13 protein-coding genes are annotated in these 14,375 nt (G+C 50.9%); 7 read left to right on the top strand and 6 right to left on the bottom strand.

Annotation, left to right across the window (positions count from 1 at the left end; all coding sequences use genetic code 11):
• Positions 1 to 89: 89 nt before the first annotated feature.
• Genes GPK83_RS13865 through GPK83_RS13855 form a run of 3 tightly spaced genes read right to left on the bottom strand, consistent with a single transcriptional unit; the run spans position 90 to position 3,920 of the window.
• Positions 90 to 2,030: an extracellular solute-binding protein gene (locus tag GPK83_RS13865; RefSeq protein WP_215705037.1), complete on the bottom strand. Its 1,941-nt coding sequence runs from the start codon at positions 2,028 to 2,030 to the stop codon at positions 90 to 92.
• Positions 2,030 to 2,851 (bottom strand): ABC transporter permease, encoded by an 822-nt coding sequence (locus tag GPK83_RS13860; protein ID WP_144364093.1) that lies wholly within the window; start codon positions 2,849 to 2,851, stop codon positions 2,030 to 2,032. The genes GPK83_RS13865 and GPK83_RS13860 overlap by 1 nt, the downstream gene beginning before the upstream one ends.
• On the bottom strand, positions 2,844 to 3,920 hold the full coding sequence (locus GPK83_RS13855) for an ABC transporter ATP-binding protein (protein WP_021904493.1): 1,077 nt from the start codon (positions 3,918 to 3,920) through the stop codon (positions 2,844 to 2,846). Before GPK83_RS13855 ends, GPK83_RS13860 begins: the two co-directional genes overlap by 8 nt.
• Before the next feature lie 315 nt (positions 3,921 to 4,235).
• Between GPK83_RS13855 and GPK83_RS13850 the strand changes: the two genes are divergently transcribed.
• The 7 genes from GPK83_RS13850 (at position 4,236) to GPK83_RS13820 (ending at position 11,714) form a co-directional block, all read left to right on the top strand.
• Entirely contained in the window at positions 4,236 to 5,288 is a 1,053-nt protein-coding gene (locus GPK83_RS13850; protein ID WP_215705036.1) for a beta-propeller fold lactonase family protein, read from the top strand.
• Positions 5,289 to 5,294: 6 nt separating this feature from the next.
• Entirely contained in the window at positions 5,295 to 6,422 is a 1,128-nt protein-coding gene (gene aroC / locus GPK83_RS13845) for a chorismate synthase (RefSeq protein ID WP_215705035.1), read from the top strand.
• Positions 6,423 to 6,524: 102 nt separating this feature from the next.
• The gene (gene rpiB / locus GPK83_RS13840) at positions 6,525 to 6,965 is read left to right on the top strand and encodes a ribose 5-phosphate isomerase B (protein WP_015553253.1); all 441 of its coding nucleotides are present in this window, start codon (positions 6,525 to 6,527) and stop codon (positions 6,963 to 6,965) included.
• A 255-nt stretch (positions 6,966 to 7,220) separates the two neighbouring features.
• Positions 7,221 to 8,141 carry a PfkB family carbohydrate kinase gene (locus GPK83_RS13835; protein WP_117469175.1) on the top strand — a complete coding sequence of 307 codons (921 nt, stop codon included), beginning with the start codon at positions 7,221 to 7,223 and terminating at the stop codon, positions 8,139 to 8,141.
• Positions 8,142 to 8,146: 5 nt separating this feature from the next.
• Entirely contained in the window at positions 8,147 to 8,773 is a 627-nt protein-coding gene (udk, locus tag GPK83_RS13830) for a uridine kinase (RefSeq protein ID WP_215705034.1), read from the top strand.
• A 231-nt stretch (positions 8,774 to 9,004) separates the two neighbouring features.
• Positions 9,005 to 10,033 carry a transglutaminase domain-containing protein gene (locus tag GPK83_RS13825; RefSeq protein ID WP_215705033.1) on the top strand — a complete coding sequence of 343 codons (1,029 nt, stop codon included), beginning with the start codon at positions 9,005 to 9,007 and terminating at the stop codon, positions 10,031 to 10,033.
• Between the two features lie 283 nt (positions 10,034 to 10,316).
• Positions 10,317 to 11,714, top strand: coding sequence for a nucleobase:cation symporter-2 family protein (locus GPK83_RS13820; protein ID WP_117469178.1), 1,398 nt, complete (start codon positions 10,317 to 10,319; stop codon positions 11,712 to 11,714).
• 141 nt (positions 11,715 to 11,855) lie between these two features.
• Here GPK83_RS13820 and GPK83_RS13815 read toward each other — a convergent pair whose 3' ends face one another.
• The 3 genes from GPK83_RS13815 to GPK83_RS13805 form a co-directional block, all read right to left on the bottom strand.
• Positions 11,856 to 12,728 (bottom strand): NTP transferase domain-containing protein, encoded by an 873-nt coding sequence (locus GPK83_RS13815; protein WP_215705032.1) that lies wholly within the window; start codon positions 12,726 to 12,728, stop codon positions 11,856 to 11,858.
• Between the two features lie 334 nt (positions 12,729 to 13,062).
• Complete coding sequence (locus GPK83_RS13810; RefSeq protein WP_117469180.1) at positions 13,063 to 13,425, bottom strand: LysR family transcriptional regulator; 363 nt, start codon at positions 13,423 to 13,425, stop codon at positions 13,063 to 13,065.
• A gap of 142 nt (positions 13,426 to 13,567) precedes the next feature.
• Positions 13,568 to 14,371: an ABC transporter ATP-binding protein gene (locus GPK83_RS13805; RefSeq protein WP_215705031.1), complete on the bottom strand. Its 804-nt coding sequence runs from the start codon at positions 14,369 to 14,371 to the stop codon at positions 13,568 to 13,570.
• Positions 14,372 to 14,375 lie beyond the last annotated feature (4 nt).

The following is a 14,375-nucleotide window of genomic DNA, read 5'->3' as shown; positions in this document are numbered from 1 at the left end:
CCTGGTATCATAAAATATGGAACTATAGAAATCAAAAACGGGAACCCGGCAGAGTTTGTTTCTGCCGGATTCCCGTTTCCTTTCATATATTACTGTGATTTAACTTCCTTCCAGAGTGCATTATAGAGATCATCCGCCTCGGTTCCAAGATAACTGTAGACCTCAGAATTCTCCAGCTCATCTGTATCCGGGAATACAGATTTATTTTCCTGATATTCCGGATCCAGGATCTCGAACGCTGCCTTGTTCGGGGTTGCGTAGGTGATGTACTCGAAGTTCTTCACCGCGATATCCGGGCGGCAGAGGAAGTTGATCCACTTCTCCGCGTTCTCCTTATTCTTCGCGTTGTCCGGGATGACCCAGGAATCGATCCACAGGTTTGTTCCCTCTTTAGGAAGAACGTACTCAAGATCATAATCGAGATCCAGTGTCTCCGCCTCTTCCTGGAGGTATAACAGCTCACCGGAGTAGATAACACCTACCGCCGCCTCGCCGTTTAACATCTTATCGCGGACCTGGTCCACAACATATGCCTGTACTAACGGCTTCTGCGCCAGGAGAAGCTTCTTCGCCTCCTCCAGCTCTCCCACGTCTGTGGTGTTCATGGAATATCCAAGTTCCTTTAATGCAACCATAAACGCGTCGCGGACGCTGTCCTGCATCAGGATCTCGCCCTTTAATCTTTCATCCCAGAGATCCGACCACTTTGTCGGCGCCGGGACTCCAAGCTCTTCCAGCTTCTGGACATTGTAGATAATTCCGACCGTTCCCCATGTATACGGGACAGAATAGCGGTTCTCCGGATCAAACGCCTTTGATTTTTCAAGGTAGACCGGATCGATATTCGCAATATTCGGCACATTCTCAAAGTTGATTTCGGCGAGAAGTCCGTTCTCCACCATCTTCTGGATCATGTAGTCCGACGGACATACCGCGTCGTAGCTGACTGCTCCTGCCTCGATGACCGGATACATCTCCTCGTTTGTCTCAAAGAGGTCATACGTCACATGAATTCCGGTCTCCGCCTCAAATTCATCGATAACACTCTCATCAATATACTCTCCCCAGTTGTAAACATAGAGTTCGTTGGAGTGGGATGACGTAAAGTGAAGATAGCTTGTATAGCAGACGCTTCCCACGATCAGGAAGGACGCCAGCACGATGGCTGTCTTTCCGTTCCACAACGGCTTCTTTTCCTTATCCGGTACCGCGTTCGGACCGAAGCTTCCGGCTCCCGCCTTCGCCTGCGGTTTTGCCGGGGCAAAGTTCGTGATGAGAAGCAGCGCGAGGATCGTCACGAAGATCACGGTGGACAGGGCGTACATGGACGGCTTGATGCCGCGGCGCACCTCACTGTAGATCAGGGTGGAAAGTGTATTGATCCCGGCGCCCCTCGTAAAGTGGGTGATGATAAAGTCGTCGAGAGACATCGTAAACGCCATCAAAAAGCCCGATAACACACCAGGCATAATATCCGGGAATACTACCTTGAAAAATGCCTGTAACGGACCGGAGCCCAGGTCCATGGCCGCCTCGTAGGTGTTCCGGCTCGTCTGCTTAAGCTTCGGCATGACGCTCAGCATCACATAGGGCACGTTGAAGGTGATATGGGCGAACAGGATCGTCTTGAAGCCCAGGGAGATCCCGAAGGCGATGAACATCAGCATCAGGGAGATCCCTGTCACGATATCGGAGTTTAGCATCGGGATATTGTTGAGTCCCATGCAGATTGTCCGCGGAAGCTTCTTCATCGCGGAGAGTCCGATGGCCGCCGCTGTTCCGAGGATTGTTGCGATAAGCGCCGACAGGAACGCGATCAGTAACGTATTATAGAGGGCATCCATGATCGTGGCGCTCTCAAACATCTGTGTGTACCATTTTAAGGTGAATCCGCCCCACTGGGATCTCGATTTTGAGCTGTTGAAGGACAGGACCATCATGACGAGGATCGGCGCGTACAGAAAGACCAGTACCAGCACCAGATAGAAATCCTCAATAAATTTCTTAAATCTTTCTCCTGCGGTTTTCATCAGAATGCAGATCCCTCCCCATCCTTATCGTATTTTGCGATCATGGTCATGCTGAGAAGGATGAATACCATGAGCACGATGGAAAGTCCGGCACCGAGGTTCCAGTTGCTTCCCTTTGTGAATTCCTGCTCGATGACGTTTCCAATGAGCAGGATCTTGCTGCCGCCCAGGAGGTTCGAGATCACGAAGGTGGTGAGTGCCGGTACGAATACCATCGTGATCCCGCTGACGATTCCAGGAACGCTTAGTGGAAGCAGGATCTTTGTGAGCGTCTGGTAGTTGTCCGCGCCCAGGTCCCTGGCCGCGTTGATCACGTTGTCATCGATCTTCGCAAGGGTATTGTAGATCGGCAGTACCATAAACGGCAGGAAGTTGTAGACCATGCCGAGAATGATGGCCGCCGGTGTGTTGATGATCGCAATGTTCGGCAGATGCAGCATTGTGAGGAAGGTGTTGATCACGCCGTTCTTCTCGAGGAGTGTCTGCCATGCCATGGTTCTTAAGAGAAAGTTCATCCACATCGGGAGAATGAAGATGAATACCACGAAGCTGCCTTTTCCGATATGGCGTTTTCTTAAGATCAGCGCCAGCGGATACGCCAGAAGGAGGCAGATCACGGTGCTGACTCCCGCGAGCGCCAGGGAGAGCCAGAGGGCCTTCAGATGCTCAGAGGAACCGATGGCCAGGATGTTTGCCAGGGTGAATGCCCCACTGCGGTCCGTCAATCCATAGTAGAATACCATGAGCAGAGGGATCACCGTAAATCCTGCCATCCATATCATATAAGGATAAGCCAGAAATCTGGATGCTTTTCTATTCATTGACTCCCACGGCCTCCTCGTCCTCGGACTCCGGCTTGTTCATGATCTGGATATCGAAGGGATCCACATGAATGCCGACCTTCTGTCCGACCGGGAACATGTCCGTGCTGTGGACCAGCCACTCGTAGCCGTCCGGGGTCGTAACCTCCATCTCGTAGTGGACGCCCTTGAAGATCAGGTGCGTGACAACGCCCTGAAGCGTGCCGTCCTCCGGTTTCACAAGGTCGATGTCCTCCGGGCGGATCACGACGTCCACAGGTTTATTGTTTCCGAATCCCTTATCCACGCAGGCAAACTTCGCGCCGAAGATCTCAACAAGCTCATCGTGGATCATCGTACCACCCACGATATTGCTCTCGCCGATAAAGTCCGCGACGAAGGCGTTCTCCGGCTCGTTGTAGATCTGCTCCGGGGTTCCCATCTGCTGGATATAGCCCTGGTTCATGACGACGATGGTGTCAGACATGGTCAGTGCCTCTTCCTGGTCATGGGTGACGTAGATAAAGGTGATTCCCAGCTCATTCTTCAGCCGGATCAGCTCGTACTGCATGTCCTGGCGGAGCTTTAAGTCGAGGGCACCGAGCGGCTCATCGAGAAGAAGAAGCTTCGGCTCGTTTACGATGGCGCGGGCAATGGCGATCCGCTGCTGCTGGCCGCCGCTCAGAGAATCCACGCTGCGGTTCTCGAAACCGTCCAGGTTTACGAGCTTCAGCGCGTACTTGATCTTATCGTCAATATAGCTCTTTGATTTGCCTTTGATCTTCAGACCGAACGCGATATTCTCCGCAATGCTCATGTGGGTGAACAGGGCGTACTTCTGGAAAACTGTATTTAACTGGCGTTTATTCGGCGGTGTGTTTGTGATATCTTCGCCGTCAAAGATCACCTGGCCTTTGTCAGGTTTTTCGAATCCACCGATGATCCTTAAAGTTGTGGTCTTTCCACAGCCGCTCGGACCGAGCAGCGTCACAAAGGAATTTTCCTTTACAGAAAGGCTCAGATCATCAAGGATCAGATCCCCGTCATAGCTCTTCCAAATATGGGACAAATCAATGAGCGGATGCTCCATTCTTTTTTCCTCCTGAATGTAAAAATATTCAAACGTCCTGCTGCCTTTCGACGCAGAACAGCACTAAAAATGATTGTAGGACAAGAATTTCATCTTGTATATTTACTCATGATTTCCCTGTTCTGTCAATAGATTTCCGCCCCCGTTTCGAAATAAAATCTGAGGTATGTTTTTTCTTTCATACGATTCCCGGAGTTTTTCAGATTTTGATTAACAAACGGGGCAGATTATGATAAAATGAGCATATCTATGAAATTCCGAAACATTGCCGGACGAGGCATTTTCGGAGAATCGAAAGTAAAGGGGAAATTACCTATGACTGGAAAATACATGGCCTATGTGGGTTCTTATTCCTACACGGGAAAGGCAAAGGGAATCACTGTATATGATGTGGATGTTGAGACTGGAAAATTCATCTACCGCTGCGAAGTGGAGGTCGATAATTCTTCCTATCTGAAAGCGTCCCAGAACGGACAGATCCTCTACTCCATCGCCGATGAGGGCGTTGTGGCGTTCCGCGTTCTTCCGAACGGAAGCCTTGCCCGCTTAAACAGCGCAAATATCAGGGGCATGCGCGGATGCCATCTCTCAACAAGCAAAGCCGACGACTATATCTTTATCTCCGGTTTCCATGACGGAAAGATCACGGTCCTCAACCTGAATAAGGACGGCACCGTGGGCCAGATCGCCGACGGCGTTTTCCACAAGGGCCTCGGATCCGTTGCGGAGCGCAGCTTCCGCCCGCATGTGAGCTGCAGCCGCCTGACTCCGGACGAGCGTTTCTTAATGGTGGCGGACCTTGGAATCGACCAGATCAAGGTCTACCGTTTCGACCACAAGGACGGAAAGATCACTCTCGTGGACACGATCCGCTGCGAGCTGGAATCCGCTCCGAAATACTTTATGTTCAGCTCCGACGGACGTTTCTTCTATGTTCTCTATGAGCTGAAAAATATGATCGAGGTTTATTCTTATAAGGAGGGTGAGCGCGTTCCGATCGTGGAGAAGATCCAGACGATTCCTTCCACAGGAAGCAAGCCGAACCAGCTGACCGCAGCCTGCGCGATGCACCTCTCCCCGGATGAGAAGCACTTATTCTGCAGCAACGCCGGAGACAATACGGTATCCATGTACGACCGCGATGATGAGACCGGCATGCTGACAATGCGCTTCTGCCTCCCGATCAGCGGTGATTACCCGAAGGACATCGCGATCTTCCCGGACGGAAAGCATCTGGCATCCATCAACCACGAGGGAAGTATTTCCTTCTTTAAGATCGACTATGAAAAAGGTCTTCTCGTCATGAGCGACCGCAGCATTACGGTCAATGAGCCAAACTGCTGTGAAATTGTAAAGATTGGAGATTAACATAACATGGCAGCAGGTTCTACCATCGGCACAATATTTAAAGTAACGACCTGGGGAGAATCCCACGGGAAGGCCATCGGAGTTGTCGTCGACGGCTGCCCGGCGGGTCTTCCACTGGACGAATCCGATATCCAGAAGCTCTTAGACCGCAGAAAACCTGGCCAGAGCCGCTTTACGACCCAGAGAAAAGAGGGCGATGAGGTCGAGATCCTCTCCGGTGTCTTCGAGGGAAAGACTACAGGAACACCGATCTCCATGATCGTCCGGAACACGGACCAGAGATCCAGGGATTATTCCAATATCGCTTCCTGTTTCCGCCCGGGTCATGCGGATTATACCTTTGAGGAAAAATACGGGTTCCGCGACTATCGCGGCGGCGGACGTTCCTCCGCCCGGGAGACCATCGGCCGCGTCGCAGCAGGTGCCATCGCAGAGAAGTTCTTAAAACAGTTGAATATCTCCGTGACCGCATACGCGAAGTCTATCGGACCGGTGGAAGTCTCCCCGGAGCGGATGGATCTCGCTGAGATCCAGAATAACCGCTTCTGTCTTCCGGATGCGGAGGCAGCAAAGGCAGCGGAGGATTATCTTGACCAGAAGATCGCGGAATGCGACTCCGCCGGCGGTGTCGTCGAGTGCGTGATCTCCGGTCTTCCGGTAGGCCTCGGCGAGCCGGTATTTGAGAAGCTGGACGCGAACCTCGCAAAGGCAATCCTCTCCATCGGTGCCGTCAAGGGCTTTGAGATTGGTGACGGTTTTGCCGCAACAAAGGCATGCGGATCTGAGAATAACGATGAGTTTCGAATGGACGGGGACAAGATCGTAAAGGAGACGAACCATGCTGGCGGCGTTCTCGGAGGAATCAGCGACGGGAGCGATGTGGTATTCCGGGCGGCCTTCAAGCCGACCCCGTCTATCGCAAAGTCCCAGGAGACCGTCACAAAGGACGGCGCGAATATCGATCTCGTGATCCACGGTCGCCACGACCCGGTGGTTGTTCCGAGAGCTGTCGTTGTGGTGGAATCCATGGCCGCTATCACCGCTATGGACATGCTCTTAGTGTCCATGACATCCAGACTCGACCTGATCCAGATATTCTTTCAGGTTGAGAATGCGGATGACGGCGATAATTAAATATTCGCATGAAGCTGGACAGTTTTCTGGACGGATTCAAAATATTATGTAAACTGGTGACATGTACCGGTTACACTATCACAATCATAGGAGAAGAAAGAAATGAAAATCGCAATCGCAAATGACCATTCTGCAGTAGAGCTGAAGAACATCATCAAAGAGCATCTTGAGAGCAAAGGCTACGAAGTATTAAACCTCGGAACCGACTCCACAGAGAGCTGTGACTATCCGGTATACGGTGAGAAAGTCGGCCGTGCTGTCGCTGACGGCGAGGCAGACCTCGGAATCGCTATCTGCGGAACAGGCGTTGGTATCTCCCTGGCAGCAAACAAGGTAAAAGGCATCCGCGCATGCGTCTGCAGCGAGCCGTACACAGCAAAGCTTTCCAGAATGCACAACAACTCCAACATCCTCGCGTTTGGTGCACGCGTCGTTGGAAGCGAACTGGCAAAGATGATCGTCGACGAGTGGCTTGGCGCAAGCTTCGAGGGCGGACGTCATCAGAGACGTGTTGATATGATCATGGATATTGAGAACAAGTAACTGAATCGTAACTGTGAGGGTACTGAACAGTTACACGGAATCTTATTTTATATAGAAGAAAGATCCTGCCTGGAAGCAGCAATGCCTCCGGCCAGGATCTTTTTTGGATATGACCTCAAGAGAGAAGATCATGACAGAACTGACTCTTGCCACGCATTTTAACATGTGTTAAGATTACACCACAAAGGATCATATCCCAAATGACCCAACAGGATAAAGGTCAGAGATAAAGGACATAGATAAAGGAGAATTACGATGGGAATTGTAGTAATCGGAGATGTGTTTATAGATATTAAGGGGTATTCCCTGTCCCCTTATATTCCGCAGGGAAGAAATGCCGGAACTGTGATCCAGATCCACGGCGGCGTTGCGAGAAACGTGGCGGAGAACATCGCAAATATCGAGCTGAAACCGACATTTATCAGTGCGGTGGATGACAACGCCATGGGAGACGATGTGATCCAGAAGCTGAAACGCCATAAAGTCGAGACGAAATACATGAAAAAGGTCAAGGACGGCATGGGAACATGGCTGGCCGTCTTTGATCATGAGGGAGACGTGGTGGCATCCATCTCAAAGAGACCGGACCACAAGCCCATCGAGCAGATCTTAGATGAGCACGGGGACGAGATCTTTAAGGATGCGGACAGCATTGCGATCGAGATCGATACAGACAAGGAGATCGTGAAAAAGACCTTCATGTATGCGGAAAAGTATCACAAAGAGGTCTATGCGCTTGTATCCAATATGACGATCGCTGTGGAGAGAAGAGATTTTATCCGCAGAACCGCATGTTTTGTGTGCAATCAGCAGGAGGCGGGAATCCTGTTCTCGGAAGATTATGACCATATGACTCCGGCAGAGTTAGCGGCAATTCTTCCGGACCGGATCCGTTCCGCGAAGATCTCCCGCATGGTGGTCACCATGGGAGGAGACGGATCTGTCTTTGTTGATTCGGACGGGCACACCGGAATTTATCCGGGACGTAAGGTAGATATCGTGGACACGACGGGAGCCGGGGACGCGTTCTTTTCCGGCGTCTGCATCGGACTTACCTACGGCAAGACGCTGCAGGAGGCATGCAGAATCGGTACAAGACTTGCGGCAACGGTGATCTGCACGACAGAGAATATCTGTCCGAGATTCATGCCGGAAGAATTTGGACTTACGAGGTAATCGATATGGAACCTATTATTATCGGAATTGCCGGGGGGTCTGGCTCAGGAAAATCGACATTTACGAACAGGCTCAGGCAGTACTTCGGGGATGATGTTGTCGTGATCTACCACGACAACTATTACCGCAGACAGGACGGGATCCCGTTTGAGCAGCGTGTGAAGGTCAACTATGACCATCCGGATTCCCTGGAGACAGATCTTTTGGTGGAGCACTTAAAGGAGCTGAAAGCCGGAAAGACCATCGAGTGTCCGGTCTACGACTACAGCCAGCACAACCGATCCAGCGAGATCATCAAGATCGAGCCGAGACCGATCATCCTCGTTGAGGGCATCCTGCTTCTCGCCGACGAGCGGATCCGCAGCCTCCTGGACATCAAAGTCTATGTGGAAGCCGACGCTGACGAGCGGATCCTCCGCCGCATCGTCCGCGACGTAGAGGAGCGCGGCCGCGACCTGAAGGGAATCATCACCCAGTACTTGACAACCGTAAAAACCATGCACTACATCTATGTAGAGCCCACGAGGGCTCTCGCCGATATCGTTATCAACAGCGGAAAGAACGATGTTGCGTTCGATCTGTTTGTTTCGAAGATCGGGCAGCTGCTGGAGAGTGCGGGAAATAAAATATGAATATGTGAAGACCGCCTGTTGTCAGTGTTGTGCTGGTGATGGGCGGTCTTCTTTCGCTTTGCGCGGACGCACGAGCCAATTCTGCGTTGACGCACTGGCGCACAAAAATATTAAACCTTACAACGATTGTACAGTTAATGTTTTTCCGCAGAATTTAACTGGAAAAGCATTTACAAATACGTTATACTGAGTCGGGTAAATCTTTAGAGATTTGAAAGGATCACAACTATCATGGAACCATTTTATTATAATCACATGGACAAAGAGCGACAGGCTGTTTACCGTGCCATGCAGCAGGGACTATTAAGCCTTGCTGACTCTTTCCAGATCCCCCGGATCGACGGTCACGCCTTAAGCGATATTTTTTTTGAGCTCCGCCTTGACCACCCGGAGATTTTCTGGGTGTCCAGCTTTAAATACCGGTATTTCGCGGATTCCCCGAATCTGATCTTCATCCCGGAATACCTTTTTGAGAAGAGCAAGATCAAAGACCACCAGAAAGCCATGAATGCCCGGGTGGAAAAGCTCGCAAGACCGGCGGCAAAGCTCCCGGAGCTGGAAAAGGAAAAGTATATCCACGATTTTATCTGTGAGAATATCCACTACGATAAACTGAAAAAGCCCTATTCCCATGAAATTATCGGACCGTTAGGTCATGGTGTCGGCGTCTGCGAGGGGATCGCAAAGTCGGTCAAGATCCTCTGCGACGCGCTTGGAATCTGGTGTATGATCGCCTTATGCGGAAACAATCCGGAAAAAGGGATCAAGTACCGCCATACATGGAATATCGTGAAGATCGGTAAGACCTGCTATCACCTGGATGCCACCTTCGACAACAGCCTTGGAAAATGCGTTGAGACCGGCGGTGAGATCCGCTACGACTACTTCAATCTGGACGATAAGGCGGTCTTCCGCGACCATGAGCCGTTGATCGCCCCCGCCCCGGCCTGTACGGACGGTGATCACTTTTACTATAAAGAGAAAAAACTTTCCTTCACAAAGACGGAGGAAGTTTACAAGCGCTCCCGGCAGACTGCAAAGAAGAATAAAACACTTACATTCCACTGGCGCGGCGGCTACCTGACCCGTGAGGTTCTGAAAGAACTCATTGAACTTATCGAAAAAGCCGGAGCCGAGCAGAACAAGACCGCTCATATCCAGCTCAACTGGCCTCAGGCAGTTCTGCGGATCCATTATACGGATGAAAGATCCCAGGCTGTCGTCACCATGGAAGAAGCCAATGAGGGGGAAGAGTCCTGATCTCGTTACTCCACATAGATAAGGATTTCCGAACTGAAAAGTCTGCATGCTGCAGCGGAGGCATCCGACACTGACGATCCAGAACGAAAAAAGAACATATAAATTTTCGACAGCATATTTACATGCTGTCTTTTTTTGCTTATAATGACGGTACAAAAAATAATCACTGTTAATAAGTGAACCTGTCGATGGCAATCGTGCCGGAATTCAGATGGGACAGTGGAAAATTACGGCTGTACATACACAGGCAGCTGAAAAAATTTACATCAGGGGAGAAAAACGTATGGGAAAAGAAAAGATAACGGATCAGGCGATGTATGATTTCTATGGAAAAATGCCGTTGAAACGTGCGATTCCACTTGGACTCCAGCATGTGTTGGCGATGTTTGTCGGAAACCTGACCCCGCTTCTCATTATCTGCGGCGCATGCGGAATCAGTGGAAGCGAGGAGTTCGCCCATCTTCAGGTCTGTCTTTTACAGAACGCGATGTTTGTAGCGGGAGTTGTGACTCTGGTCCAGCTCTATGCGATCGGTCCGATCGGAGGTAAAGTTCCGATCATCATGGGAACCAGCTCCGGTTTCATCGGAGTTTTCAAGAGTGTGGCGGACACTATGGGCGGCGGACTCGCCACCTATGGCGCGATCATGGGAGCGTCAATTCTCGGCGGTCTTTTTGAGAGTGTTCTCGGATTCTTTATCAAGCCGCTGCGTAAATTTTTCCCGGCAGTTGTAACGGGAACGGTTGTATTGTCCATCGGACTGTCCCTGATCTCCGTCGGGATCAATTCTTTCGGCGGCGGAAGCGGCGCGAAGGACTTTGGCTCTATGGAGAACCTTCTCCTGGCGATCTTTGTCCTTGTGGTGATCCTTACTGTGAAACACTGGACCAACGGAATGGCAAGCAACTCCGCAATTCTCATCGGAATCATTGCGGGATATATTGCGGCATTTGTTATGAGCCTGGTTCTTCCGACAACGGGAATCACGGCAGACGGAGCCGAGTACACGAAAGCATGGGTCCTGAACTGGGACAAAGTCGCCCAGGCAAGCTGGATCAGCATTCCGGAATTTCTTCCGGTGAAGCCGGTGTTTGATGCCCGTGCCATCGCGCCGATCCTCATCATGTTTATCGTAACAGCTGTTGAGACGGTCGGAGATATCTCCGGTGTTATTGAAGGCGGAATGAACCGTGAGGCGACAGATAAGGAGCTTTCCGGCGGCGTGATCTGCGACGGTATCGGCTCTTCTTTCGCGGCACTGTTCGGAATTCTTCCAAACACCTCCTTCAGCCAGAACGTCGGACTGGTTACGATGACAAAAGTAGTGAACCGTACCGCTCTCGCGACAGGCGCGGTATTCCTGATCCTCTGCGGTCTTGTTCCGAAGCTGGGCGCCATCGTTTCTATTATGCCGCAGGCTGTTCTCGGCGGCGCAGCCGTTATGATGTTCTCATCCATCGTGATCAGCGGAATCCAGCTGGTCACAAAGGAGAAGATGACAGCGAAGAACCTGACTATCGTTTCTGTAGCGCTTGGAGTTGGTTATGGAATGGGAGCGAACACGGCAATCTTAGCTCAGACCCCGCAGGCGATCCAGCTGATCTTCGGCGGTTCCGGAATTGTTCCGGCGGCTATGGTTGCGATTTTGTTGAATATTGTGCTTCCGAATGATAAAAAATGATGGGGTTTGCGCTGAACGTTTATAAAATACTTGAAATCGTTAAAATGACCCGATCAAGTACGTTGAAAATTTTTTGATAAGAAATCTGTGCGCAGGGTTAATAAAAAAGCGGAATTTATCCGGGCGATACCGAGGTGTCGCTTACCGGTTAAATTCCGCTTTTTTTAGTTGCTCCAGTTCTGCCGGGGTGTCCGCGTCAGCGAGTTCCAGAGGATCACCTGCGGGGAAATACCGGACAACGTCGGGATATTTTTTCAGCAGAACATTGCCGCCGTGATTGTCCGGGAGTGTGAGAAGCTCCTCAAAATATCGGTTCCCGAAAAGAATTGGGTTTCCAGGAATTATAGAATCATCCTCAGCGATAGCTGCCAGGCGGAAAATCGGAGAGGCAGTTTGATAATACTGCGAAAATGTTATTACCATAGCTTCAAGTGTCTCTTTTGTTAACAGCGGCTGATCCCCCAGCGCAAACATACACCCCGCAAGTTCCGGATATTCCTTCAATAAGGCAGACAGTCCAAGATGGACCGTGTGATTTCTGTAGGGCATTGCATGCAGAAGGACCGGAATCTTTCGCTCTCGACAAAATGCTTCAACTTCCCTGGATCTCGTCACAACGATCCGGGCAGCAAAAAGTGCACCGTCGGTGGCGGATAAGATCCGGTAGATCATTGGCTTTCCATTGAAATCTGCCATAAGTTTATTGGAACCAAATCTTTTTCCAAGCCCGGACGCCATGATCACGCATCCGATGGGCAGAACCGGATGATCCAGGTCGTAAACGAACACGTCGTTCCGTGCCCGCAGTGCATCGAGAAACGGTGTGGATTGGCTGCGGAGAACAGCGATGACCTGTTTCTGGTCAAAAAGACGGAAAACAGCATCGCAGAATTCCGGGCAGGAGCTTTCCAGATAGCCGAGTTCGTCGATTACCGCCCATTGGGAAGCGGACTCAATGGCGCGGGTTACAGAAGTGATGCCGAGCCCAAGGAAGCCATCCATATCCGGTGTCATTTGGTTGCCGGATCGTTGAGCATCAGGATGCGCAGAATCAGCAGCACAAGCTTTTTGTACAAAATTATCTGCAGAGAAATTTGGAACAGCGAGGGACTTATGTGGATGGTAGGATCCGATTCTCGCAGTTTCACCAGTAAGATTATCTGTCAATTCCACACGGTCGCGCGGAAACGCCTGCGTTGTAAATCCTGGAAATGGTCCTAAATCAGAAAAGTACGGCAGTGCCAGAATTTCTCTCAGCAGCGTGCTCTTCCCGATTTTCCGGCTGCCAGTTATGACCAAATGCCGTTTTTTATGAATACCTGCAGCTGCCGCTGTTTCAGACACAAATTTATTCCCCGTCTTCTCCCCCATCTGCATATTTAGAAAAGATCTGAGTATAGAGCTCGCGGCTGCTCTGAATACAGGCGTCACGGTAGGTTTCATAGTCATGTAAAAACTCCTTTGCTTTCGGCGTCAGGACACTTCCTCCGCCACCTTTTCCGCCGATCCGGCGGGCCGTGAGCGGAAAACCGAGATTCTTTTCAGCTCGCCTCATGATGGCAAGTGCCTTCGTATACGCCATCCCCATAGACATCGCCGCCGCCCGCAGCGAACCGGTCTCCTCGATCAGATGGAGCAGACGGCAGGGACCTTCACCAAAGAATCGGAGGTGGTCATCGTCGCAGAGAAAAACTCGGATGTCGGATATCATGGAGAACACCTTCTTTCAAGAATTATTATGATCATAATATGTGACTGTGAGGATACTGAACAGTTACCATAATATCATAAATGCCAATCTGGAAACAGCAAAATGATTCAGCACTGCGGGAGAAAGATCCGCAGCAGAATAATTAGAGAAGGGGAAGCAGGATGAGCCGCTTATAGTTCGAGATTTCCGGATCCGCAACAGCAACAAGTCTTACCGCCCCATAAATTTCAGAAAACGCCTTTTCCATATCCTGGACAGAGTCAGTTTTTGGCTGCAGCGTGCAGATCAGGCGGCCATCTTTTAAAAGCATCAGCGTGTCACAGCAGGCAAGCGCCAGAACCGGGTCATGAAGGCAGATCAGACCAGCTTTTCCAGGACACCCATGCACTAATTCCATGATCATCCGCACCATCCGGTACTTATTTCCGAGATCCAGCGAACTGTCCGGCTCGTCGAAGAGCAGCAGCTTCGTGTCTTCCACCAGCGTCCGGGCCAGGATCACAAGCTGCTTTTCTCCACCGCTGAGCGTCAGATAATCCCGGTCTGCGAGACCAGCCATCCCGACCTGTTCCAGAGCCCGGAGTGCCGCCGCTCTCATATCCGCGGACGGCTGGCTGAGCAGCTTTAATTTTGGATAAAATCCCATCAGCACCACATCTATGGCACTCATGGAGATCGAGATCCCGCTCTGCTGCGGAATATAGCTGACCCGCCGTGCCAGTTCCTTTGAACGCAGTCCGGCGAGCTCAGCACCTTCAAGAAAAACATGCCCGTCATGGAGCAATTCCCCGCAGATGGCCCGGAGAAGTGTGGTCTTTCCACCTCCGTTTGGCCCCAGAAGTCCGATCACGCGTCCTGGTGTGTCAACAGAAAAGGAGACATGATCCAGGATCTGCCGTCCGCCGAGACAGAGGGAGATATCCTGAACAGAAAAAAAATCAGCCATTTTG

Origin of the sequence: Clostridium sp. MCC328, assembly GCF_018785465.1 — a bacterium.
GTDB classification, from domain to species: Bacteria; Bacillota; Clostridia; order Lachnospirales; family Lachnospiraceae; genus Pilosibacter; species Pilosibacter fragilis.
Note: the sequence above shows the minus strand (reverse complement) of the source record. Positions and strands in the feature narration are given on the sequence as shown.